This window comes from Streptomyces sp. NWU339, assembly GCF_003143855.1.
Classification (GTDB): Bacteria; Actinomycetota; Actinomycetes; order Streptomycetales; family Streptomycetaceae; genus Streptomyces.
On record NZ_QFRK01000075.1, the window covers coordinates 1 to 23,699 of the forward strand.

General features: G+C 70.6%; 22 protein-coding genes and 1 pseudogene. 15 read left to right on the plus strand and 8 right to left on the minus strand.

What is annotated here, in order from left to right:
• Positions 1 to 665 precede the first annotated feature (665 nt).
• From DIZ27_RS40390 to DIZ27_RS40400, 3 genes are all read right to left on the minus strand, one after another.
• Positions 666 to 2,000: an enolase C-terminal domain-like protein gene (locus tag DIZ27_RS40390; protein ID WP_109383322.1), complete on the minus strand. Its 1,335-nt coding sequence runs from the start codon at positions 1,998 to 2,000 to the stop codon at positions 666 to 668.
• Positions 2,001 to 2,057: 57 nt separating this feature from the next.
• Positions 2,058 to 3,395, minus strand: coding sequence for a gluconate:H+ symporter (locus DIZ27_RS40395; RefSeq protein WP_109383323.1), 1,338 nt, complete (start codon positions 3,393 to 3,395; stop codon positions 2,058 to 2,060).
• A 584-nt stretch (positions 3,396 to 3,979) separates the two neighbouring features.
• The gene (locus DIZ27_RS40400; RefSeq protein ID WP_109383324.1) at positions 3,980 to 4,855 is read right to left on the minus strand and encodes a LysR substrate-binding domain-containing protein; all 876 of its coding nucleotides are present in this window, start codon (positions 4,853 to 4,855) and stop codon (positions 3,980 to 3,982) included.
• Positions 4,856 to 5,160: 305 nt separating this feature from the next.
• Here DIZ27_RS40400 and kdgD point away from each other — a divergent pair, with 305 nt between their 5' ends.
• From kdgD to DIZ27_RS48035, 8 genes and pseudogenes are all read left to right on the plus strand, one after another.
• The gene (gene kdgD, locus DIZ27_RS40405; RefSeq protein WP_109383325.1) at positions 5,161 to 6,099 is read left to right on the plus strand and encodes a 5-dehydro-4-deoxyglucarate dehydratase; all 939 of its coding nucleotides are present in this window, start codon (positions 5,161 to 5,163) and stop codon (positions 6,097 to 6,099) included.
• Complete coding sequence (locus tag DIZ27_RS40410; RefSeq protein ID WP_219933714.1) at positions 6,099 to 6,260, plus strand: hypothetical protein; 162 nt, start codon at positions 6,099 to 6,101, stop codon at positions 6,258 to 6,260. The genes kdgD and DIZ27_RS40410 overlap by 1 nt, the downstream gene beginning before the upstream one ends.
• A gap of 294 nt (positions 6,261 to 6,554) precedes the next feature.
• Positions 6,555 to 6,752 carry a hypothetical protein gene (locus DIZ27_RS40415; protein WP_109383326.1) on the plus strand — a complete coding sequence of 66 codons (198 nt, stop codon included), beginning with the start codon at positions 6,555 to 6,557 and terminating at the stop codon, positions 6,750 to 6,752.
• 282 nt (positions 6,753 to 7,034) lie between these two features.
• The gene (locus DIZ27_RS46280) at positions 7,035 to 7,535 is read left to right on the plus strand and encodes a transposase (protein ID WP_258308802.1); all 501 of its coding nucleotides are present in this window, start codon (positions 7,035 to 7,037) and stop codon (positions 7,533 to 7,535) included.
• Between the two features lie 397 nt (positions 7,536 to 7,932).
• Positions 7,933 to 9,012 (plus strand): Dyp-type peroxidase, encoded by a 1,080-nt coding sequence (locus tag DIZ27_RS40425; RefSeq protein WP_109383327.1) that lies wholly within the window; start codon positions 7,933 to 7,935, stop codon positions 9,010 to 9,012.
• Positions 9,013 to 9,031: 19 nt separating this feature from the next.
• Positions 9,032 to 9,868, plus strand: a complete 837-nt coding sequence (locus DIZ27_RS40430) for a family 1 encapsulin nanocompartment shell protein (protein WP_109383328.1) — start codon at positions 9,032 to 9,034, stop codon at positions 9,866 to 9,868.
• Positions 9,865 to 10,230: pseudogene (locus tag DIZ27_RS49055) on the plus strand (NAD(P)-binding domain-containing protein); the annotation flags it as partial. The gene DIZ27_RS40430 and the pseudogene DIZ27_RS49055, both read left to right, overlap by 4 nt.
• 172 nt (positions 10,231 to 10,402) lie before the next feature.
• Entirely contained in the window at positions 10,403 to 10,828 is a 426-nt protein-coding gene (locus DIZ27_RS48035; protein ID WP_258308803.1) for a hypothetical protein, read from the plus strand.
• Between the two features lie 439 nt (positions 10,829 to 11,267).
• Here the strand turns inward: DIZ27_RS48035 and DIZ27_RS40445 are convergent, their stop codons facing one another.
• Both DIZ27_RS40445 and DIZ27_RS40455 read right to left on the minus strand, forming a co-directional pair.
• The gene (locus tag DIZ27_RS40445; RefSeq protein ID WP_109383330.1) at positions 11,268 to 11,741 is read right to left on the minus strand and encodes a DUF1275 family protein; all 474 of its coding nucleotides are present in this window, start codon (positions 11,739 to 11,741) and stop codon (positions 11,268 to 11,270) included.
• Between the two features lie 140 nt (positions 11,742 to 11,881).
• Entirely contained in the window at positions 11,882 to 12,346 is a 465-nt protein-coding gene (locus tag DIZ27_RS40455) for a hypothetical protein (protein WP_109383331.1), read from the minus strand.
• 158 nt (positions 12,347 to 12,504) lie between these two features.
• Between DIZ27_RS40455 and DIZ27_RS40460 the strand changes: the two genes are divergently transcribed.
• Entirely contained in the window at positions 12,505 to 13,023 is a 519-nt protein-coding gene (locus tag DIZ27_RS40460) for an alpha/beta hydrolase (protein WP_309074982.1), read from the plus strand.
• Entirely contained in the window at positions 12,966 to 13,211 is a 246-nt protein-coding gene (locus DIZ27_RS48590) for an alpha/beta hydrolase (protein WP_375232066.1), read from the plus strand. Before DIZ27_RS40460 ends, DIZ27_RS48590 begins: the two co-directional genes overlap by 58 nt.
• A 103-nt stretch (positions 13,212 to 13,314) precedes the next feature.
• Here the strand turns inward: DIZ27_RS48590 and DIZ27_RS40465 are convergent, their stop codons facing one another.
• Positions 13,315 to 14,280, minus strand: a complete 966-nt coding sequence (locus DIZ27_RS40465; protein WP_109383332.1) for an SDR family NAD(P)-dependent oxidoreductase — start codon at positions 14,278 to 14,280, stop codon at positions 13,315 to 13,317.
• Positions 14,281 to 15,017: 737 nt separating this feature from the next.
• Positions 15,018 to 15,614, minus strand: coding sequence for a cadmium resistance transporter (locus DIZ27_RS40470; RefSeq protein WP_219933716.1), 597 nt, complete (start codon positions 15,612 to 15,614; stop codon positions 15,018 to 15,020).
• 304 nt (positions 15,615 to 15,918) lie between these two features.
• Between DIZ27_RS40470 and DIZ27_RS40475 the strand changes: the two genes are divergently transcribed.
• The 5 genes from DIZ27_RS40475 (at position 15,919) to DIZ27_RS40490 (ending at position 22,940) form a co-directional block, all read left to right on the plus strand.
• The gene (locus DIZ27_RS40475; protein ID WP_258308804.1) at positions 15,919 to 20,514 is read left to right on the plus strand and encodes a cation-translocating P-type ATPase; all 4,596 of its coding nucleotides are present in this window, start codon (positions 15,919 to 15,921) and stop codon (positions 20,512 to 20,514) included.
• A 396-nt stretch (positions 20,515 to 20,910) separates the two neighbouring features.
• Positions 20,911 to 21,558, plus strand: coding sequence for a hypothetical protein (locus DIZ27_RS40480; RefSeq protein ID WP_109383333.1), 648 nt, complete (start codon positions 20,911 to 20,913; stop codon positions 21,556 to 21,558).
• Between the two features lie 92 nt (positions 21,559 to 21,650).
• Positions 21,651 to 22,073 carry a luciferase family protein gene (locus DIZ27_RS40485; protein ID WP_375232064.1) on the plus strand — a complete coding sequence of 141 codons (423 nt, stop codon included), beginning with the start codon at positions 21,651 to 21,653 and terminating at the stop codon, positions 22,071 to 22,073.
• A complete protein-coding gene (locus DIZ27_RS49060; RefSeq protein WP_375232065.1) occupies positions 22,070 to 22,702 on the plus strand; it encodes a three-helix bundle dimerization domain-containing protein in 633 nt (210 codons plus the stop codon). Before DIZ27_RS40485 ends, DIZ27_RS49060 begins: the two co-directional genes overlap by 4 nt.
• Entirely contained in the window at positions 22,635 to 22,940 is a 306-nt protein-coding gene (locus DIZ27_RS40490) for a hypothetical protein (protein WP_109383334.1), read from the plus strand. Before DIZ27_RS49060 ends, DIZ27_RS40490 begins: the two co-directional genes overlap by 68 nt.
• 92 nt (positions 22,941 to 23,032) lie before the next feature.
• Here the strand turns inward: DIZ27_RS40490 and DIZ27_RS40495 are convergent.
• Positions 23,033 to 23,699 (minus strand): transposase (locus tag DIZ27_RS40495; RefSeq protein ID WP_219933717.1); only part of this gene is annotated, 667 nt, incomplete at its 5' end.

Below are 23,699 nucleotides of genomic sequence, written 5' to 3' on the forward strand. Positions count from 1 at the left end.
TCCCCGATCACCGACAGCACCGTCTTGACCCCGTTCGGCACATTCCGGTTGACCTGCACCGCACCGTCGTCCTCGACCACGGCGATCTGCGAACGCTTGCGGTGCACGTCGATACCGACGTAGACAGACATTGAGGGCCTCCTTCCCGAGCCCGTACATACCCGGACAGTAGGTACCGCCGGGCTGAGCAGGGAAGGGGGCCCGGCCCTCATAGGGTCAGGTCAGGGAAGTTTCGGCGGAACCGAAGCTCCTTCATGTGCTGCGTGCCCGGAAACCGGGCGAACAGATGACGAAATCCGAGAGACCACAGGTCAAGAGCCCTTCGCTGCTGGTTCGAGGATCGCCACGCACTCCACGTGGTGCGCCATCGGGAAGATGTCGGCCTGAGCGAGTCACGGAAAAGCCCAGGTCAGAGCAGGTTTTTCGGCTTGCTGTCCCGCGTGCGGGCGCCCAGAGCGTCAACCGAGCGTCACAGCCGGACGAGTAGGCTCCGGCGTCCGTCCTGTTCCACGACCGCTCCTTCGCTTCGGTGACCGGCGGCACGCCAGGCGCGGTCGGCAGCGGGCGCCATCCGGGGATGGCGAGTGTTGTCCGGATCCAGCAGGACGCCGGGGCCGACTCGCGGGACTCCCCGTATCGGTCGGGAGCCGTTCCGGACGGCGGCATCACCTCACCAGGCAGGGCCGCTTGGGGTCGAACTCCCAGCCGGGAACCAGGTGCCGCATCCCCACGGCGTCGTCCCGGGCGCCCAGAGCCTTCGTGCGGTAGAGATCGTGGGCGGCCAGGAGGCGGTCCATGTCGAGTCGTACGCCGAGGCCCGGGGCATCGGGAACGGCGATCTCACCGTCGACGATGCGGGGCGGGGCAACGGTGAGCCGCTCCAGGCCCTCCTGCCATATCCAGTGCGTGTCCAGGGCGTTGTACTCACCCGGTGCCGCGGCTCCGCAGTGGATGACCATCGCCAGCGAGATGTCGAAGTGGTTGTTGGAGTGGCAGCCCCAGGTGAGCCCCATCGCGTTGCACAGCTGCGCCACGCGCACGGAGCCCTGCATCGTCCAGAAGTGCGGGTCGGCCAGCGGGATGGAGACCGACTGCAGGGCGAGGGCGTGGGTCATCTGCCGCCAGTCGGTGGCGATCATGTTGGTCGCGGTGGGCAGGCCGGTGGCGCGGCGGAACTCGGCGAGCACCTCGCGCCCGGAGTAGCCGCCTTCGGCTCCGCAGGGGTCCTCGGCGTAGGCAAGCGTGCCCACCAGTGGCTTGCAGAGTTCGACGGCCTCGCGCAGCGACCAGGCGCCGTTGGGGTCGAGGGTGATGCGGGCCTCGGGGAAACGGGCTTTCAGGGCGCGGACGGCCCGGACCTCTTCGGCACCGCTCAGGACCCCGCCCTTCAGTTTGAAGTCGCGGAAGCCGTAGAGGTCGTGGGTGGCCTCGGCCTGCCGGACGATCGCCTCGGGCGTCAGTGCCTCCTCGTGCCGGATGCGGTACCAGTCGACGTCCGAGTCGCGTGCGCGGTGGTACTCCAGGTCGGTGCGGCCGGGGTCGCCGACGTAGAAGAGGTAGCCCAGGACCCGGACCCTGTCGCGCTGTTGGCCGTCTCCGAGGAGCGCGGCGACCGGCACCTCGAGGTGCTGGCCGAGGAGGTCCAGCAGAGCCGACTCGATGGCGGTGACGGCGTGGACGGTGGTGCGCAGGTCGAAGGTCTGCACACCGCGTCCGCCGGAGTCGCGGTCGACGAAACGGTCCCCGATCTCCCGCAGGACCCGCTTGTAGTCGCCGACCTTCGCGCCGACCACGAGGGACTCCGCGTCCCGCAGGGTCTGTGTGATCTTCTCTCCGCCCGGCACCTCGCCGAGGCCCGTACGTCCCTCGGAGTCCGTCAGGACGACGATGTTGCGCGTGAAGTAGGGGCCGTGGGCACCGGAGAGGTTCAGTTCCATGCAGTCGCGGCCCGCCACGGGGTAGACGGAGAACGCGGTGACGGTCGGCCGGCTTGTGCTCATGCTGTCCTCGGATTCCTTGTACGTGGGTGGGAGAGGGAGCGGGAAGCGGACAAGAGGTCACATGCCGAGGACCCCCAGGGCCCACTCGCCCGCCAGGACACCGGCCAGGCCGAGGACCGCCAGCACCGTCGTGTACGAGGTGCGGACCTTGATCGCCTGGACGACGGAGAGGTTGAAGTACTCCTTGAACAGCCAGAACCCGGGGTCGTTGACGTGCGAGAAGGCGATGGAGCCGCAGGAGACGGCGAGCACCATCATCTCGGGACTCACTCCGCTTCCGGCGAGCATGGGCAGCACCACACCGGAGGCCGTGACGACGGCGACCGTCGCCGAGCCGAGCGCCACACGGAGGATGACCGCGACGAGCCAGGCGAGGATGATCGGCGAGATCGACCAACTGTCGGTGACGTCCTTGATGTAGTCGGAGATACCGCCTTCGACGAGGACGTTCTTGAAGGCGCCGCCGGCGCCGATCACCAGCAGGATCATCGCCATCGCCTGGGCTGCCGAGGAGCACGAGGAGCTGACGTCCGACAGGCTCCGGCCGATCCTCGGCCCGAACGCCCAGATGGCCAGGATCAGGGCAAGCAGGAGCGCGATCGGCGCCGAGCCGATGAACGCGACCGTGTGCAGGAACGGGGTCTCCCCGGAGACGGCCATGTCGGTCACCGCGGCGCCGGCGATCAGGACGACGGGGAAGAGGGCCACGAACAGCGACCAGCCGAGGCCGGGCATCTCCTCGTCGGTGAACTCGCCTTCGCTGACCAGTCCCTTGGGGATGGAGGGGGACATGGCCTTGACGAACGGCAGGCGCGGCCACAGCAGTGCGATGAACGCGCCGGCCGGGACAGCGATGAACAGTCCGTAGAACAGGGTCAGTCCGACGGAGGCGTGGAAGGTCGCGGCGACGGCGGTGGGGCCTGGGTGCGGCGGCAGGAAACTGTGCATGGTGGACAGGGCGATCGACATCGGCAGGCCGACCCACAACAGGTTCGCGCCGGTGACCCTGACCAGGGTGAAGGCGATGGGCACGATGATGATGAACGCGACCTCGTAGAACATCGTCACGCCGATGAGCATCGAGGTGACGACCATGGCGACCTGGACCCAGCGCGGGCCGAAGGCGTCGAGGAGTTTGCCGGCTATGCGCTGGGCGGCGCCGGAGTCACCCATGACGCGGCCGACCATGGCACCGAGCCCGATGGTCAGCATCGTGTCGCCGACCTGGCCTCCGATGCCGTCCGAGAGGATGTCCGGGATGTCGGCCACCGGGATCCCCTGGACCACGGCGACCCCGACCGCCACCAGCAGGAGGGCCGCGAAGCCGTTCAGCTTCATTCTGGTCATGAGCAGGAGCAGAACCAGAACGCTGATTCCGACTACGACGAGTGGCATGTCAGTTCCCCTTCGAACTGTGGGTCGAGCAGACGTGTGGGCATCACGTGAGTTCGCCACGGTCGTGTGAAGCGGCGGGGCGGATCGTCAGAGCGCGCTACGGTGGTGGCGCCGTAGCGGTCGACGCGGACACGCGGCAGGAACAGGAGGCTTCGCATGAGGGGTGCGGCGGTCGTGCCTCAGCACCTCCGCACCGGCTGCGCGTCGCCGTCCCGCCACCGGCCTCGCGTCACCACGTCCTGACGGGGACGGCGACCAGCGCTCAGCCGGCATCGGGCCCTCTTCGCCGGACGGGGTGGGTCGCGGCGTCGAAGGTCCCGGCCCGAACCGTTCCCCTGAGGCGGATTGCGCCGACGGGGGCTCGGTGCCGGCGGTCACCCGACTCGTCCTGCCGGATGAGAGCGGACATGATCCATCTCTCCTGAACCTGGGTTGTGCGGCAGCGGCGCCGCGTGGCCCGAGCCACACGACCGGTGGCTGCACCGACCGTAGAGATGGTTTTCATTCACGTCCATGTCAAGTTTTGTTGCGTGCCATACCTTGCTTGAATGACCGCCGTGCGATGTGCAGAGGGAAGGCTTATGTCACACATGCCGCAATAGGGCCTTCAAAGCAGGGTTTTCATTGCCTTTGCGCCACACGATGTTCAGCTCGACGGGCTTCGGGTCCGCCAGGGTCACCGACCGGAAGACGATCCCGCCGAAGCGCATCCGGGCGGCGGACTCGGGCACGAGAGCGATGCCCCAGCCGCCGTTGACCAGGGCGAGGATGCTGTGCACCTGCGCGAGGTACTGGGTGAAGACAGGCCAGACGTGGGCGGCCCGGAAGATGCCGGCCAGCAACTCGTGGAAGTAGCGGGCCTCGATCGGCGAGTACATCAGGAAGTCCTCGCCGGCGAAGTCCTCCATCCGCATCGGTCCTGCCTCCGCGGCCGACGGATGCTGAGCGGGAAGCGCCGCCAGCAGCCCTTCGCGCACCACCGTGCGTGCGGTGAGATCGGCTCCCACGGCCGACGGTCGGACCAGCCCCAGGTCGAGCGAGCCTTCCCCGAGCGCCTTCAACTGGTCGCGGGTGACGAGCTCCTGCAGAAGGATCTCCACTCCCGGCAGGGCGGCCCGTGCAGTTTCCAGAAGGCCACCGAGAGCGGAGTAGGCGCTGGCGGCGGTGAACCCGACGGCGATCGCCCCCGCCTCACCGAGGGAGACCCGGCGCACAGCGAGAGCGGCGTGCTCGCTCTGGCGCAGAATCCGGCGAGCCTCGACCAGGAAGGCCCGGCCCGCGGGGGTCAGCCGCACTGAACGGTTCGTGCGGTCCAGCAGTTGCACGCCCAGTTCGCTCTCCAGCAACTGGATCTGTCGACTGAGTGGCGGCTGCGTCATGTTCAGCCGTTCTGCCGCACGGGTGAAGTGCAGTTCCTCCGCGACGGCTACGAAACTGGTCAACTGCGTAAGGGTGAACACTGATGCTCTCCAGGTATCGCGACATCCAAAATCCGTGTTGGACGTGCATCATTCGCGGAGCGTAGCGTCAGCCGTCGACGGGCTGCGACGCTCCCGCGGATCAGCCACACCTCACGTCAGGCGAGGTGTGGCGCCCCCGCTGCCGGCGCCCGCGCATCCTTGCGCGGACAGCGCCGACCTCGGACAGCCGCCCCGCCCGCACCGGCACACCACGTTCCCGGCGGCGCCCGTCCGACCGACCTCCGACCGACGGCTGCGGTGAACACCGCGGCCGGCACCCGACTTCGACCTTCAGGAGCAGTCCCATGGCATCCTTCAGCCCGGCAGAACTCGGCCGCCGTATCGGCTCCGGGCTGCTGTCCTTCCCCGTGACCCACTTCCGCGACGACCTCTCCTTCGACGAGGACGCCTACCGCGAACACATCGTCCGGCTGGGCGAGTACGGCCTCGGCGGTCTCTTCGCCGCCGGCGGCACGGGCGAGTTCTTCTCCCTCACCCCCGCCGAGGTCGAGCGCGTCGTCGCCGCCGCCGCAGACAGCGCGCCCGACGGCACGCCGATCCTGGCCCCGGCCGGCTACGGCACCGCGACCGCCGTCGAGTTCGCCGCGGCCGCCGAGCGCGCCGGCGCCGACGGCATCCTGCTCTTCCCGCCCTACCTGACCGAAACCTGCCAGGAGGGCCTGGCCCAGCACGTCGAAGCGGTATGCCGCTCCACCTCACTCGGCGTCGTCGTCTACAGCCGCGCCAACGCGATCTACTCCGCCGACACCGTCGCACGCCTCGCCGACACCTGTCCCAACCTCGTCGGCTACAAGGACGGCGTCGGTGACATCGACACCGTGACCCGCATCCACGCCCGTCTCGGGGAGCGCCTCACCTCCATCGGCGGCCTGCCCACCGCCGAGCTGTTCGCCCTGCCCTATCTCCAGCTGGGTGTGACCACGTACTCCTCGGCGATCTTCAACTTCCTGCCCGAGTTCGCCCTGGCCTTCTACGCCGCCGTCCGCGAGCTCCGGCAGGCCGACGTCACGCGGATGCTGTCGGACTTCGTGCTGCCCTACACCGAGATCCGCAACCGCCGGGCCGGGTACGCGGTCAGCGTGGTCAAGGCCGGTATGACCGCCACCGGTCACAGCGCGGGTCCGGTCCGGCCTCCGCTCACCGATCTGACCCCGCAGGAACTCGAAGAGCTCACGGCACTGATCGCCAAGCTGCCCGCCACCACGGCAGGGGCTGTCTCCTGATGCTCACCGCACGGGGTCTGGACACGCTCGGGAACGCCGCACCGGCCCACGTCGAGTCGGTACGGCACCACTTCATCGACCGGCTCGCCCCGGCGGACCTCGCCGCCCTCGAACAGATCGCCCGGAGACCGGAACAAGCCGAGGACGATTCCGGCGAGTGACTGGCCCCGCTCGCCGGGGCCCGGGACTCCGGCGCCCCGGCGAACCGGCAATGGCGACCAAGCCGAAGACTCCGGGTCAGGTGCCCTTCCCCACCGGCTCCGGAATCGCCACGCACTCCATGGGTGGTACGGCTCTTCCCACCTGTGAGGCGCCTGGGAAACTTTCTCTCTGGAAGGCTTCCCGGCCCGGTTCCACGCTAGGACGGGCACACGTGCCCGCACGGCGCGGTGAAGCAGGAAGCCCTCGGAAGGGTCAGCCCGCCCCAGGCCGGAATCCCTGGACTCTGGTGGCGGGTGGTCCGGTGGCTGAGAGCCCTGCATCGCTGGCGGTGGAAGGACGTCCGCCGGTGGCTCGCCGACCCCCGCGGGGGCTGGCGCCGCCCACACGCGGACGGGATCGAATTGTTCGACATCGAAGCGGTGACGGTCACCCGCTACCGCTATCGGGCGTCGAGGATCCCCAATCCCTGGACCAGTATCAACCACGCCTGACGGCAGGGATCGTGGAGAGCCCGTTGCGTTGAGAGGCGCACGGCGGGTTCGGCGAGAGGTCCGGAGAGACGGACCGGGAGCAATCCCGGCACCGCGCTCCGGGCCTACTCAGCGGTTCCCAGGCGGAACGGCGTGGTCATCGGGCAGGCTCGGCTTGGTTCCGAAGGTCGACTGCCGTACATACGAGGTGAGCCGGTGTCCCTCCGTCCCCGCTCTGGCGAGCAAGTTCCGCCCTCGACTGCGCGGGTGGCGCGGGCAAGCAATCCGAAGGGCACGACGGCAATGTGGGTGAGAGACCGGCTGGACGGGCTGTGGCACGACGAGGACTTCGACGACTGGTATCCACGGGACGGGCGGCCTGGCCTGTCTCCGGCCCAGCTCGCCACGGTGAGCATGCTGCAATTTCTGCTGAACCTGTCGGACCGTCAGGCGGCCGAGGCAGTGCGCTGCCGGATCGACCCCCGACGCCTGCACGAGTTCCAGGCCCGCAACCGCGCCGATCAGCAGGACCCGCAGTGGCAGCGGCTCTATGCCTCACGCTCCGGAGTCGAGGGCACCATGAATGAGCTGGTCAACGGTCATCGGATGCGCCGCTGCCGCTACCACGGCGTTGCCAAGGCCCATGTCCAGCACGTCCTGACCGCGATCGCCGTCACCATCGAACGCTTCAGCGCCCAGGAACCGGCAGACGCCACCTACCGCCCCCGTTCACCGACGGCGTTCCAGCGGTACCTCGTCGACAACGAATTGCCCCGGCCCCGCTGGTGGCGCCAAGGACAATGATCAAAAATTCTAAAGATCCCCGACAGAATCAAGCTCAGCCACATCGGTCCGGGGCTCGGCGTATCTGGTGCTCGCCCCGCCGGTGCACGTGTCTCCAGCCCTCCACGAGCGCATGGCAAGTCGAACAGGTCATCGGAGCGGCAACCGGACGGACCTGCCTGCGGTGTTGAGCGCATCATGGCCAGCAGGCCATCGCGCCGCGGTGGCGAGTGCTCAGGTTACGTCATACGGTGAGCGAGGAAGCGTTCCCGCGGGCACTCGATGGGGTCGGCGCCAGGGCGCCGATCAGGGCCATCGGCCAGCCAGAGGCGGCTCCGCTGCCCGTCACGTGCTTGCGTCTCCGCTTGGGATCAGGGTCTCCCGACCCGTCAGTGATCGTCAGGAAGGGGCGCGTGCCATGCGCGCACACTCCCAGGACCCGGTGCCCCAGCCGGTGCTGTCCCCACTGACGAACGCGGCGATTTTCCTGGTCGTGACCATCGACCCGGGCGGTGAGCCGGTCGTACGGGAGCTGCTGTCGGGCCTCAATGGGCTGCAGCGGGCGGTCGGCTTCCGGGCGACGCCGGACGGAAAGCTGAGCGTGGTCGCGGGCATCGGCTCGGAGGCGTGGGATCGGCTGTTCGCCGGCCCCCGCCCGGCGGATCTGCATCGTCTCCGTGAACTGGTCGGAGCGCGGCACCAGGCGGTCTCGACACCGGGTGACCTGCTGTTCCACATTCGCGCGGCTCGGCTGGACCTGTGCTTCGCCCTGGCGGCCGAGATCATGGAGCGGCTTCGCACCGTCGTCACCGTCCGTGACGAGGTGCACGGGTTCAAGTACTTCGACGTGCGTGACCTGCTGGGGTTCGTGGACGGCACGGAGAATCCGACGGGCCCGACGGCGAGGGCTGCGGTGTTGGTCGGTGACGAGGACCCCCAGTTCAGCGGAGGCAGTTACGTGATCGTGCAGAAGTACCTGCACGATCTGCAAGCCTGGAACGCACTTCCGGTGGAGGCGCAGGAGATGGTGATCGGGCGACGGAAGCTGTCCGACGTCGAACTGGACGACACCGTCAAACCAGCCGACTCCCACGTGGCGCTGACCACGATCGAGGACCCGGACGGGACGAAGCGTCAGATCCTCCGCGACAACATGCCCTTCGGCGCCGCAGGGCAGGGCGAATTCGGCACGTACTTCATCGGCTACGCCCGCACTCCGGCCGTGACAGAGCAGATGCTGGAGCGCATGTTCCTGGGAGCCCCTCAGGCCTCCCACGACCGGATATTGGACTTCTCCACGCCGATGACCGGATCGCTGTTCTACGTGCCCACCAGTGATTTTCTCGACGACCTCCCCGATCCGGCGGCCGCGGGTGAGAGCGAGGAGACCGACGGAGCCGACGAGATCGGCAGCGTGGACGAGATCGAGGCCGTGCCTGTAACGGTCCGCCTGCCTGCTACGGACGGCTCCCTGGGGATCGGCGATCTGAGGACGTGACAGGAGGCGAGCACCGGCGATGGACAATCTGCATCGGGAACTGGCACCCATCTCCGCCGCCGCGTGGGCCGACTTGGAGGACGAGGCACGACGGACGTTCAAGCGGCACGTCGCGGCTCGCCGAATGGTCGACGTGCCCGAACCGGGGGAACTGGAGCTGGCGGGTGTGGGAACCGGCCACCTACAGGACGTGGAGGCGCCGGCTGAAGGGGTCAAGGCCCGCATACGCCGGTTCCAGCCGCTGGTCGAGCTGCGGGCGTCGTTCACCGTCGATCGGCAGCAGGTCGACGACGTCGCACGAGGCGCCAAGGATGCGGACTGGCAGCCGGTCAAGGACGCCGCCCGTCGGATCGCCTTCGCCGAAGACCGCACGGTGTTCGAGGGGTACGCGGCCGCGGACATCTCCGGTCTGCGGGAGAGTTCGTCCAATTCCGTTCTGACACTGCCGGCTGAGGCGCGCGATTACCCGGACGCCATCAGCAAGGCCCTGACCGCGCTGCGACTCGCCGGTGTGGGCGGCCCGTACGCCCTGGCTCTGAGTGCCGCGGCGTACACCGCTGTCAGCGAAACGTCCGACTACGGCTACCCGATCATCAAGCACATCGCTCGGGTTTTGGACGGCGACATCGTTTGGGCACCCGCCATCGACGGCGCCTTCCTGTTGTCGAAACGGGGCGGAGACTTCGAGTTGCGCATCGGCCAGGACGTGTCCATCGGCTACCTGTCGCACGACGAGCGCAGCATCCGGCTGTACTTCCAGGAGATGCTGACCTTCCTGGTGTACACCGGCGAAGCCGTCGTGCCCGTGGAAGCCGGGACGCCTAGGCCGGCCGAACCGTCGGAGGTACAGACATGAGGGTAGGCGTCGTGGGGGTGGGTGCAGTCGGATCGGCCACGGCCCTGTCCCTGGTCGAACGCGGCGGAACCTGCCGGGAGATCGTGCTGATCGACCGCAACACCGCCCGCGCCGACGGCGTCGCCGCCGACCTGAGCTACGCCGCGCCGCTGTCCCCCACTGTCGACGTGTGCTCCGGTGGCTACCACGACCTGGCCGGCGCCGCGGTCGTCGTCATCACCGCGGGGGTGAACGAGAAGGCCGGTGGTGCCACCGACCGGTCCGACCCCCAGGGGCGCCTGCGGCTGCTGGAGACCAACGCGAAGGTCTTCGCCGACATCGTCCCCCAGGTGGTCGAGGTCGCACCGCAAGCGGTGCTCATGGTGGTCACCGACCCCCCGGACCCGCTGGCCGACCTCACGCGCCATCTCGCCGGACACGACCGGGTGTTCTCGACCGGCACCCTCATCGACAGTCTGCGGTTCCGCGTGCAACTCGCCGACCGTCTGCGGGTCCGGCCACGTGATGTACAGGCTCTGGTGACAGGCTCTGGTGATGGGCGAACACGGCACCTCCGAAGTGTTGCTGTGGTCCTCGGCGAGCGTCGGCGGCATCTCCGTCACCGACCTGCTGACCCAGGACGGCAGGTCGGTCGAGGACACGCGTGGGGAGATCGAGAACGACATCCGCTACGCCAACATCACCATCATCGAAGGCACCGGCGCGAGCCAGTACGGCATCGGTGCCGTCTCCGCTCGACTGGTCGAGGCGGTACTGCGTGACGAACGCGCGGTGCTGCCCGTCGCCGCCTACTCCTCCCGCTACAAGGTCACACTCTCCCTGTCCAGCGTTCTCGGGGCGGGTGGAGTCCAGCAGATGCACGTACCCACCATGACGCCTGAGGAGCACCAAGCACTGCTCGAGAGCGCCCAGGTCCTGCGCGACGCCGCCGAACGGGCCGTTGCCGTTGCGACGACCTGAGCCTCAGCTCAATCGGCACGCCGTGCCATTCGGCGGCCCGAAAGACGGGCCACTGGTAAACATCCGTCATCTGTTTGCCTTGGCGTCCGCCCCCGGGCACGGCTGCCGGACCGGCTCCACTGCGGCCAGCCGAGCGTCGAGAGTTGTGATGCCGACATGAGTGGCCGTCTCGTCCCCCGGTCGCAGCGACACCACAAGGCGTCCGTCGGGTTCCGGCCGGCCCATGGCGACGCTGCCGATGGTGTGGCCGGACTGAATCCGCACGGCATGGCCCAGTTTCCCGGTCCTCAGGGCCAGGTGCCTGGCTGCCCTGGTGACGGCCCAGCCGTCCTCGATCACGACGGTCGACGAGCCCTCCAGCGAGCGTGATGGCCTCCCACCCCGCTGCCGTCCGGGCCGATGATCGCGTTCTGCGCCCCGTTCGACAGCAAGAAGATGATCACGAAATCGAACGTGTCGAGGTCGGCCAGGCCCGCTCCCCCGCGCAGCGGAACAAGGCGACGATGAGCGCGTAGACCAGAACGGTCCGCAGCAGTACCCCGGGGGCCCCCGCGCCCACCATCAGGGCCCCCAGCCGAACCGGCACCCACCGGTCCGGGCGGCTCGCGCCCACACCCTTCACAATGTACGTGGCCAGCGTGCCAGTCAGATAGGTGGTCGGCGCCGCCGCCCGCCCAGCCGCCACCATGGCCGCCGCTTGGATGCCCATCGTCACCGCAGCACCGAACTGCAGGGCATCCCGTACCGTTCGCCCCGGCGATCCGCCCGCGGCAGCCCAGAGCCCCGCGCCCGCGGCCAACACAACCGCCTCTCCGACCAGGCAGAACATCACCGGCGGCGGCCAATGCGCGTCCACGTCGGTGCGCTGCCGGGTGAGCCAGGCGGTGAGCCTCCCCTCGTAACGTGGAGGCATCGTGGCGGAAGAGGAAGTCGGGAGTCATGGCGTCGGGGAAGCGGAAGTTCGATGCGGAGTTCCGGGAGAGGGCTGTACGCATCGTGACCGAGACCGGGAAGCCGGTCCCGGAGGTCGCACGGGGGCGTCGGTCGTGGGTGTCATCGCCGCTGGTCCGATGCCGTGATCACGCCGTAGGTGACCAGGCCGTAGACGAGGTGCGGSACGACGTCGGCGGTCCAGTCGCGGACCGACCACGTGCGGGGGTCGCTGACGCCGAGGCGGGCCATCGGTGCATCGGYGAGGGCCATCGCCAGGGCGCCGGTGAGCAGGCCGCCCAGCCACAGGGGGCCCCGGACACCTGCCCGGYGGATCAGCGACACGGCGGCGCCCGTGCCGGTGCCGACGGCGATGCCCGACAGCGCTCCGAGGCCGGTGAGCCGGTTGTCCCGGCCGCTCGTGTCCGGGACCGGATGCCCCATGCGTGTGGTGATCTTGTCCACCGCGGTTTCCGGCGTGCTGCTGGCCGGTCTGCCGCGCAGTGCCATGTCGGCGTAGGTCACGGCGTTCAGAGCGGTGGTGCCGGCCGCTCCCGCGGCGCAGCCGCGCGCGATGCTTCGGATCATGCCGTTCCGGGTTCCCGCGGCTTCTGCGACCAAAACGGCGTGCACCGTGCCGTATGGGGGAGGGGCGTCAGCAACCGGCGGTATTGGCACGCTGAGGTACGGGCGGCTGAGCCACGTCGACCAGAGGTATCTGCGGCTCCACCGAAAGGCACCGTCCCATGGCTGACAGGCCCGCAATCGTGCTGGTGCACGGCGGTTTCGTGGACGGGTCCGGCTGGCGGCCGGTCCACGACCTGCTCACTCGCGACGGCCACCCCGTCGCTGTGGCGCAGAACCCGGCCCTGTCGCTGCAGGGCGCCGCCGCCGCGGCGCGGATGATCATCGACGCGCAGGACGGCCCGGTCGTGCTGGTCGGTCACTCCTACGGCGGCACGGTCATCACCGAAGCGGGCACCGGCGCGAACGTGGCGGCCCCGGTCTGCATCGCGGCGTTCGCGTCCGACGCGGGCGAGTCGGTCGACACGCTCCTCGCCGGCGTGCCCGGACCGCCGCTCCTGCCGCCCAAGGACGGCCTCCTGTTCCTCGATCGGGATAAATTCCCCGCATCGTTCGCCGGTGACCTGTCCGCCGACCCGGCCGCGTTCATGGCCGACTCGCAGATCCCCCGGGGGGCGTGGACGTGCTCGGCGGGGAGGCCACCGAGCCCGCCTGGCGGACCAAGCCAAGCCGGTACCTGATCGCTACCGACGACAAAATGATCCCTTCGCTCGCCCAGCGCACCATGTCCGGGCGAGCCGGCTCGACCACCGTCGAGGTCGCGGGCAGCCATTCCATCTACGTGTCACCACCGGCCGCAGTGGCCCGTCTCATCAAACAGGCCGCGTCCGCGGTGGCCGCGCCGCAAGAGCGCAACAGCTCTCAGTAGGTGCGCAGGAGACCTTCGGCGTCAAAACCTTCAGCGGTCGTGTTGATCGACTGTCCGCTCGAACCGGCACCACCGGCCGACGTTGTGGATGCGGAGGGACCGCTCAGACGGTTGCCGCGAACGCGTCGACCCCCGTGAGCTCGGCCGAGAGCTTCCACAGCCGCGCCGCCTGCCCTGGGTCCGTCGCGTAGGTGCGCACGCCCCCGGTGAGCTCACCGTCGCCCGCGGGCTCCGCGATGTCGCAGTCCTCGCAGTACACGCCGCCCATGCCCGCCAGCTGCGGGGAGGTCGCCGCCCACACCTGGGTTGCCGCCCCCTGGGCCGGGGTCTTGAACCCGGCGGTCGCCGGGTTGCCGTCCTCGTCGATCCAGCCGGCAGCGAGCATCTCCTCCCTGGGCACGTGGCGCCCCAGCCGGGTGGCAATGGCGCCGGGGTGCACCGAAAACGCTCGTACACCGGCGTCCCGGCCGAGCACGTCGAGCTGTACGGCGAACAGTGCGTTGGCAGTCTTCGCCTGCCCGTATGCCTGCCACTTGTCATAGCCGTGCTCGAACTGCACGTCATCCCAGTGGATGTCCGAGAACTGGTGGCCGCTGGAGGAAACCGTGACGACTCGCGCCCCGCCCTGCGCGATCACCGGCCAGAGCCGGTTGACGAGCGCGTAGTGGCCGAGGTGGTTGGTGGCGAACTGCGCCTCCCAGCCCGGTCCGACTCGTGTCTCCGGGCAGGCCATGATCCCGGCGTTGTTGATCAACAAGTCGATGCCGCGGCCGGAAGCGATGAAGCGTTCGGCGAAACCGCGGACACTCTCGAGGTCGGAGAGATCCAGTTCGTCGACCTCCACGCTGTGGATGCCGGCGACCGTCTCCTGAGCGGCCGCGCGACGCCGGGCGGGCACCACGACATGGGCGCCGGCGCCGGCGAGCGCGCGCGTCGTCTCCAGCCCGATGCCCGAGTAGCCGCCGGTGACGATCGCGAGCTTTCCGGTGAGGTCGATCCCGCGCAGGACCTCCGTCGTAGTGCTCCGGGCTCCGAAGCCCGACCCGATCCTGTGCTGAGCAGTTGCCATGCTTCCAAGCTACGAGTGGGAAAGCCGCTCGAAGTCAAACGCGTGGCCGAGCCCTCGCCCGGTTCACTCCGGCGACGGTCCGTGTGGATGCAGGACCAGCCGCTCGACCCCGGCGGAACCGGTACGGCGCGGGCGCTCCCTGCATCGATCTCGGGTGGTACCACTTCGACCAGCTCGTCCACCGGCTCCGTCGGGCCACTGTCCGGAAGTCGTCCGCCCCACACGAATCCAGCCGCTTCACGCGCTCCATACCACCGTGTACGACGCCGCAGCCCTGCCCCGGCTGGGACGGTCCCGCCAGCCGGAGTGGTGACGAGAAGGCGCTACCCATGACCCTCAACGAAACCGGATGCCGGACTGACCGCAGCAGTGGCGCGAGGCGGGGTGTGATGATCTGTGTGATGTGTCAGCGCTCCGGGGTGATGTTGGCTCTGGTCGGGAGGGTGATGGCCGGTGTGGTGCCGCTGACACCGGTTGCCGGTGAAGCGCTGACGTTTTTGGTGGATCGCCGGGTCATGGTGGTGCCGATCGGTATCACGGCTCGGTATGTGTGCTGGCCTGCGGGCCAGGCGGAGGCGAATGGCTTCGGCTGTCGTGGGTCTTGGCGTGGGTGGCTGTGGTGTCGATGTCGTTGCCGCGGACCCGTGCGAGGCGTTCGGGGCCGGCCCCGGTGAGGGTGGCCGCGAGGGCTGCCGCGTGCAGCGGGCGGGTGAGGGGATGCAGCCGCGCGGCGATCGCTAGGGGGTGATCGGGCCGAAGTGGATGACCAGGGTCGCGCCGATGAGCACGAACACCGCGGGGATGATCCATCGCCCGTGCCGCTGGACGACCGCGGTGGCCGCCCGGGAGGTGCCCAGCCAGGCCCCGGCCAGGCACCACAGGGCGATCCCGGCGGCGAACACGGTGAGGACCACGGCCAGGGCGCCGGCGCCGAGGGCATGGAACACCGGGGTGTACACCGAGACGTTGTCGGCTCCGGCGGCGATGGTCAGCCCGGCCACCGGCAGCACCCCGCCGACCATGGCGGTGCTGTCCTCACCGGATCCGTCTTCCCGTGCAGCGGTGATCAGGCCGCGCACGCCCAGCATGAGCGGCACCAGCCCCAGCAGTCCCAGCCACCGGTCCGGTAAGGCCACCAGCATGAGCGCGGCGACCGTCGAGAGCACAAGCAGTACGGCGAACCCGAGGTACTGGCCGATCCAGATCTGCCAGCCCGTGGGCCGGCCGGTGGCCCGGCGGGCCAGGAACAGCACCGTCAGCACGAGGATGTCGTCGATGTTGGTGCCCGCGAACATCCCGGCCGCGGTGGCCGCAGCCTCGAAGGTCCCCTTCACCACGCGGAACCTATCCCAGCCTCCCACGGCCGGTGGCCCGGCACGCCCACCCGGACGGGCGCATCTGCTTTGCGCCTCTCATGAGGTTTGGTGATGATCGTTTTCTGGTGCCTGCGGCGCCGTGGCGGTTTTTGGGCGTGTCCGCGTGGAGCGTGTCCCGGCGCGTGCAGTGCTGTTGCTGGACGAGTGAGAGCAGGAGTTGCTGGTGCCATCGTGGAGCGGGCTTCCCCTTTCCTGGCTGGACGTGGCTTTCCGTCCGATTCCGGCGGCGTTCACCGCGCCTGTGGGTACGGCCGTGTCGGTTGTGGAACAGGCGAGGGCCGCGCTGGTCGATGCGGCGCAGAGGGGGCGGCGCGCGCTGGGCGGTGGGGTCGCGGGTGTGCCGGCCGGACTTGCTGAAGCGGTGGGCGTGCTGCTGGACGCGGGTGAGGACCGCGGGCACCGGCGGGTGTGGGCCCGGTCGGGCAGGGCGCACATCGAGGTGCGCGGACTGAACGGGTGCGGAGAGCGGCATGAGCGGCTGGCTCGCGAGGTGACCGGTGCGCTGCGGGGGGTTCAGGGTGTGGCGTGGGCGGAGGTGAACGCGGTACTGGGACAGGTGGTTGTCGGTGCCGAAGAGGATCGCCTCGATGTGGACGGGTTGCTGGAGTTGGTGGAGAGCGTGGAGGAGGCGCACGGCTGCGGTGGGGAGCCGTTCGCAGGCGATCGTCCGCATCCACCGTTCGACACCGTCCCGGCCGTGCTGGCCGGGGCGTCGCTGGTTGCGGACTCTTTGGGGCTGCTGGTGGCCGCGGTTCGCCGGGTGACGCCGCTTCCCGTGTTCTCTCCGGTGCTGCGGGTGCCCGCAGTCGTGGCTGAGACCCAGCCGCGGCTGCGCAGCATGCTGGAGGGCCGCCTGGGCCGGGCGCATGCCGAGATGGTGCTCGGGGTGGGCCACGCGTGCGCGCATGCCGCGACGGCGGGTATCGCACCGCTGGTCCTGGACGGGGTCCAGCGCGTGTGGCAGTTGGCGGAGATCCGTGCCCGGCAGAGCGCGTGGCACCGGCTGGAGAGGCAGCTGGTCGGTGTGGCGGGGCAAGGACTGCCGGGAAAAGCCCCGGAGCGACAGCCCCGGCCGGTGCCGCTGCCGGCCGGGCCGGTGGAGAAGTGCGGAGAACGGACCTCGCTGGCCTCCCTGCTGGGCGCGGCAGGAGCGTGGGCGTGGGCCCGCAGCCCCGAGGCCGCCGCACAGGCGATCTTGGCTACGGCGCCGAAGGCCGCGGGGATGGGGCGGGAGGCGTTCTGCGCGCAGTTGGGCCGGGACCTGGCCCGGGACGGTGTGGTCCCGATGAACGGGGCGGTCCTGCGGCTGCTGGACAGGGTCTCTGTCGTGATGATCGACTCGGCTGCCTTGTGCACGGCTCGCCCGAGGCTGCTGTCGGTGACTGCCCCGGGCGGCCACGACGAGGCCGCCGTATGGGCCGCCGCGCAGACGTTGCTGGCAGACCTCTCGCTGCGTCGGCTGTGCGGCCCCGGCCCGTGGAGCGACGTTCGGGGCTGGCGGCTGGAGCGCCCCGCCGACGCGCTTCAGGCCCGGCCGGATGCCCCCTCGGGGCTGCCGCTGGACCTGCGCGCCCCGGACGGCCGGTACACGGGCCGGGTCCTGGTGGGCTGCGACCTCGACCCGCTGGCCGATGCCGTCGTGACCGCGGCCCGTTCCGGCAGCCGGCGCCTGCTGCTCACCGAGCACGTCTCCGCTGCCGAACTGCTCCCGTGGGCCGACCGGACCATGCCGCTGTCCACGCCGCTGGCCGAGCAGGTACGGCGCCTGCAGCAGGACGGGCAGGTCGTCTTGCTGATCAGCACGGCCGAGGACCGTGCGCTGGCCGCCGCTGACATCGGCGTCGCCGTACTGCCCACACCCGGAACCGCCCCTGTCGGGGCGCCGGGGGCGTGGTGGTCGGCGGACCTGGTCTGCAGCGGTGGGACGGCGCAGGTCTGGCGGATCCTGTCCGCGGTGGACGACGCCCGCCAGGTCAGCGGAAAATCGGCTCACCTGTCGATGGGCGGGTCCGCCCTGGGAGCACTGATCGCGGCTGCGGGTACCCGCCGGGCGGTGGGCGGCCTAACGACATCCCCGGTGTACGGCGCGGCCTTCCTCGCCCAGTTCGGCGGCATCAGGGGCGCCCGCCGCCTGGCCTGCCGCCCCCTGCCCCCGGCCCGTATCCGCGGCGCCTGGCACGCCCTGGGGGCGCGTGAGACCCTCCGCATCCTGACGGCCCTCGACGAGGGAACGGCCGGACCGCCCGCGGTTGAACCAGCTGCCGGGACCGCCCGTCTCCTCGGCGATGCCGGGCACGCCGCGGCCGTCGCCATCGGTCTGGCTTGGCCGATCCGGTGGGCGGGGCAGCTGCTGAGCGCGGTGCGCGAAGAACTCCAGGACCCTCTCACCCCAGTGCTGGCGCTGGGCGCGACCGCTTCCGCGGCTGTGGGGTCGAGCATCGACGCGGCGCTGGTGGGAGGAGTCATGGTCGGCAACGCCGTCGTGAGCGGCGCACAGCGGCTGCGAGCCGAGCGCGCCCTGGCCGGTCTTGTGCTCACCCAGAACATCCGCGCTCGGCGGGTGGTGTGGACACCCCCTCCCCTCGTGGAAGGCCCGGAGACCACGCCGCTGTCGGACCGGGTGCGGTTCTTCGCCGGACTGGACACGGCCGCGGTACACCCCGTCCCCGCGCAGGACCTGCGGGTCGGGGACGTCATCGCACTGGGCCCCGCGGACGTCGTCCCCGCGGACGCCCGGCTGCTGGTCAGCGACCGCCTGGAGATCGACGAGGCGGCCCTGACCGGCGAGCCCGCGCCCGTCGCCAAGAACCCGGCGGCCACCCCCGGGGCGGAGCTGGCCGAGCGGTCCTGCATGCTCTACGAGGGCTGCACGGTGCTGACGGGCACCGGCTACGCGGTGGTCGTGGCCACCGGGGCACAGTCCGAGGCCGGGCGCGCCGCCGATCTGGCCGGCCACGCGGCCACCCCGCCCGGCATCGAAGGCCATCTGGCCGCCCTGACCAGGACGGCGCTGCCCACCGTCGGCATCGGCGGCGGCGCGGTCACTCTCCTGGGGCTGATGCGGGGCGTGCCGGTGCGCGAGGCCCTGGCATCCGGTGTGGCCGTCGCGGTCGCCGCCGTTCCCGAGGGCCTGCCGCTTGTCGCCACCATGGCCCAGTCCGCTGCCGCCCGCCGCCTGTCCCGCCACGGGGTCCTCACCCGCTCCGCCCGCGTCCTGGAAGCCCTCGGCCGCACCGACGTGATCTGTTTCGACAAGACCGGCACCCTCACCGAGGGCCGCCTGACCGTCACCCGCCTGGCCACACTCGACCACGATCTCCTGGTCGACAGCCCCGCCGGGCAACGCCTCCTGCGCACCGCCGCACGGGCCTGCCCCCGCCCCACCGACGGACGGCCCCTCGCACACGCCACCGACCAGGCCGTCGTCGACGCCGCCACCGCCCAGTGCCCTTTGGACCACGCCTGGCAACCCGGCGCCGAGCTCCCCTTCGAAGCCRGCCGCGGCTACTCCGCGTSCCTGGGCACCGACGCGGGACGGCCCTTTCTCGCCGTCAAAGGCGCTCCCGAGACCGTCCTSGCCCGGTGCACCACCACCCTGAGCGCCGCCCAGGACGGTCCCGCCGGCAYCGTCCCCCTCGACCCGCCCCGGCTGCAGGCCGCSCACCGCCTCGTACGGCGCCTCGCGGGCGACGGACTGAGGGTSCTGGCCGTCGCCCAGGGCACGCCTGCCACCACGCCGCATCCCGCCGATCAGCCGGCCGAACTGRTCGGTGAACTGAYCCTGCTGGGCTTCCTGGCGATCGCCGACRCTCCCCGGCCCGGGGCGGCCGATACCGTCAAACGCCTCACCGACGCGGGTGTGCGGGTCATCATGGTCACTGGTGATCATCCCGCCACGGCCGCGGCCATCGCCTGCGACCTGGGCATCCCACAAACCGGCACCGTCCTGACCGGGGCCCACCTCGACGCCCTGCCCGAACCGGAACGCATCCAGGTGATCGACAGGACCTCGGTCTTCGCCCGCGTCTCCCCCGAGCACAAGGTCCGCATCGTCCAGGCCCTGCAGCAGACCGGGCACGTCGTCGCCATGACCGGCGACGGGATCAACGATGCCGCCGCCATCCGCCTGGCCGACGTCGGCATCGGCCTGGCCGCCCACGGCTCCACCTCCGCCCGCGCCGCGGCCGACCTCGTCCTCACCGACCCCGATCCCACCCGGATCCTCGACGCCCTCCACGAGGGCCACAGCCTGTGGCGCAGGGTCCGTGACGCGGTCGCGATCCTCCTCGGCGGCAACGCCGGCGAAGTCGCCTTCACCGTGCTCGGCACCGCCCTGTCCGGCCGGGCTCCTCTCGGCACCCGACAACTGCTCCTGGTCAACCTCCTGACCGACATGCTGCCTGCCCTCGCCATCGCAGTCGCTCCCTCCCGCACCCCCCGGTCCGGCGGCGCCCCTCTCGCTGCCGGACCGGCGCCCACGCTCCTGGGGCCCGATCTCGCGCGCCTCCTCGTCATCCGTGGCGCCGCCACCACACTCGGCGCCTTCAGCGCCTGGCAGACCGGGCGCCTCACCGGCCTGCCACGCCGCGCCGGCACCATGGGCCTGGCCGCCCTCGTCACCACCCAGCTCGGCCAGACCCTCATCACCGACTGGCACAGTCCCCTCGTGCTGGCCACCGCCGCGCTCTCCGCCGCCGCCCTGATCACCGTTGTCCAGACCCCTGGCCTCAGCCACTTCTTCGGCTGCGCCCCCCTCGGCCCCGTCGCATGGACCATGGTCACCACCTGCGCCACCACCGCCACCCTCGCAGCGGCCGTCGTCCCTCGCTTCCTCCCGCACCTCACCCCAAGCCCGTGAACGACACCGCCACGGATGGCTGGTGGACCGGGCCGATTCCCCTTCTGAACTCACATGTGTGAGGCGCATGACCCAGGTGGTGGTTCTGTGGGGCTCGGGAGGTCGGGCCCGGACCGGCTTGGCGGTGCCTGCTCGCAGAGCGGCGAGGCGTGCGATCACGGCGAATCCGGCAGCGACTTCCCGCTGTCGCTCGTCGGCTCCGCGTCGTTGTCGGCCGCCTCGCCGTGCCGCTCTGTACGAGGGCCGTCCGGCGCGTTGAGCAGCGCCCTGCTTCACAGCACGTCCGCCTGACCGACCCCGCCTGCCGCGCGGCGCGAATCGACGCACTGCCAGCGGGTACCGGGGTGGACAGGCAGATGTCGAGGAGCAATGACGCCGCCGGAACGGGAAGATGCGATGTCACCCGAGGTGAGGATCCCYGAATGGTCGCCGGCCTCCTTCCTCGCGGGGCGGCTGATCGAAGCGGTCCCGCGGATCCCGGTCCGCGATCTGAACACGYTGCGTCGGCAGTTCCCCGGCCTGGGCCCGGAGGAGATCGCCGACCACCTGGTCACCGGTGCGGTACGGGGCACCGAGGCCGTMGGMGCGGGYGTCGGGTCCGCTGCGGCGCTGCCCACGCCCCCGGCCATGCCCGCGGAGCTGGCCGCGGGCATCCTCGSAACGGCATCCGTCGAATTCAAGCTCATCGCCGAACTGCACGAGGTGTACGGCCTGCGGGCCCCTGGCACCGCACGACAGCGTGCCGCACTGTATCTCGCGGAATGGACCGAGGGACGCGGCCTGAACGTCACGAAACCGGCCTCCGCCGTCGGTCTCATGCTCAGCGTCCGGGTGAGAAGGGAACTGCGCCGACGGCTCTTGAGGCTCACCGTCCGCCGGATTCCCATGCTGATGCCCTTCATGGTCGGCGCGGCCMTCGGCGCCTCGCTGAACCGCTACGACACCCAAAGGCTCGCCCAGCGCATTCGTGCGGACCTGCGCGCCCATCAGGTCTCCTGGGACGCCCCGCCCGCTGAGCGGGAATCCCCGGATGATGAGTCCTGAGCCCGTGGCAAGCGCCGGCAGCGCACAGTGGCGCCGGCGGTACGGTCCGCCGGGCAGAGCCCGCGGCGGGGCTGCCATCCCGCAGAGGCCGGGTGGCACAGAGGCGAACCGGGTCAGGATGCACCCATGAACGCGGCGCGACGCGCCATGGAACGGCTGCGGACCCGGCCCGGCCGGACGCCGGCCCCCGCCGGCTGGGCACCGGGCGGGCGCTGCGCCACGCCGGATGCAAGATCGTGCGCCTTCCTTCCGGACGGGACGCGGACCTGCTGATCACCGGCTGGCTGATCCAAACTCTCGGTGATCGGCTGGGGTGCTCGACCGCGATCCGGCGGCTGCCGCAGTCGCAATGGGTGACCGTTCATCTGGATGACGACTGCGCCGCCGACACCCTGCCGGGCCTGGTCAGCCCGGCTCTTCGGGCACCCGCCGGCGGCACGGGCGCGTCCACACCGCCGCCGTGCCACCTCCACCACGTAACATTCCCGGACAGAAGCGAACAACATCCTCAGTGACCTGTGCGGGGAGGAAGCCGTTGCCCGGGGATTCACGGGAGACCGCAGCCGTCCGGGAGGTCACTGAACGGCTGAAGTCCGCTTACGCCGGCCGTCGCACGGCACAGGAGATCGAGGCCGCCGTTGGGAAGGCGTACCACCACCTGCGGGACAGGCCCGTGCGGGATTTTCGTCCCCGTCCTGGTGGAACGCCGAGCCCGCCGCACCCTGGCCGACCTCCCCGATCCGGGCGAAACGGACTGATCAGCCGGTCACCTCTGGGACGGCATCTCGCCGAGGCGAATCGCTCCACGCGCATCCTGGTCGTCACCGCCGGTTCCCGCGGAGACGTCGCGCCCTGCACGGGACTGGGACGGCGGCTGCCGGACGCGGACCATCAGGTCGCCGCGGCCACACACCCGTCCTTCGCCGCACTCGCCGGCGGGTGCGGTCTCGATTCCCGGCCCGTGCCGGAAGACCCGCAGGGGCTGCTCCGGGACCGGGCCCGGGCGACGTCACCCGAGGCGCCCCGGGCGCTGACGAGGGCGCACGCGGACAAGCTCGCCGACGGGGCGGGAGGCCGTGGCGGGCGGAACCGACCTGCTGCTCACCGCCTTCGGCCCGGCACCACTCAGCCGGACGGCCGGTGAAGCGCCCGGCGTCCCCGTCACCGACACCCACCGCGCACCGTCCTTCGCCACCGGACGGTTCCCGCTGCCCCCCGCACAAAACACCAACGGCCCGGGACCGGAGGGCAACCTCGCCGCGGGCCGGGATGCGCTGCGGCGCGCGGAAGGAGGCTTCGCGGGCGCCGTGACCCGGCCGCGGGCCCGCCTCGGGTCGCCCGCCGGCCGGCGCTGGCACGTTGTGCAGCGTATGCGTGCCTGACGGGGCGCCGGCTGCGGCGGGACCGGGTTCCGGCTTTCGCGCTCAGGCCATGGCGGGCCAGAGGCTGTCGCACAACTCCTGCCCGGTGAAGGTCAAGAGCGAGTTCTGGCCGTGTGGCTGAGCAGTTTGTTGAGGTTGTGGACCGTGCCGAGGAGCTTGATCTCGGCGTCCACGGCCGGGCGGCCGCGGTAGTTGAGGTGGCGCCCGAATCGCTGGAAGAGCTGGGCGAATCCCGGCTCGACCAGGGCACTGCGTTGCCGGTACTGGGCCCGACCGGTTGGGGTGGCGAGGCGGGCGGCCATCGCGTGCTGGCCGGCGCGGGCGTGTCGGCGCTTCGCGGGAAGGCCTGCCTGGTGGGCTTCGCTGGTGACCGAGACCAGCAGCGGAAGGTCGGTGAGGGCTTCGAAGGCGGCGGTGGAGGCGTATCCGCTGTCGGCGAGCCAGAGCTGGATGTCACCGGGAAGCCCGGCGGCCTGGTGGTTGTGCCGGGTCTTGGCCACCATCGGGACGAGGGCCGTGGTGTCCGAGGGATTGTCGTGCACCTCGATGGCCAGCAGGAGCTGGCGGCGGGCACACGTGATCTGCAGGTTGTATCCCTGCAGGTAGCCGCCGCGTTTGCTGAGCATCAGCCGAGAGTCGGGGTCACTCAGACAGGCACGGGCCTCCGGTGAGGGGACCGGCCGGGGGGTGCGGGCCCGTTCCAACCAGGCCCGCGCCTTCACCAGCCGGGCCCGCTGCCGCACCAGGACGGKCTTGTGC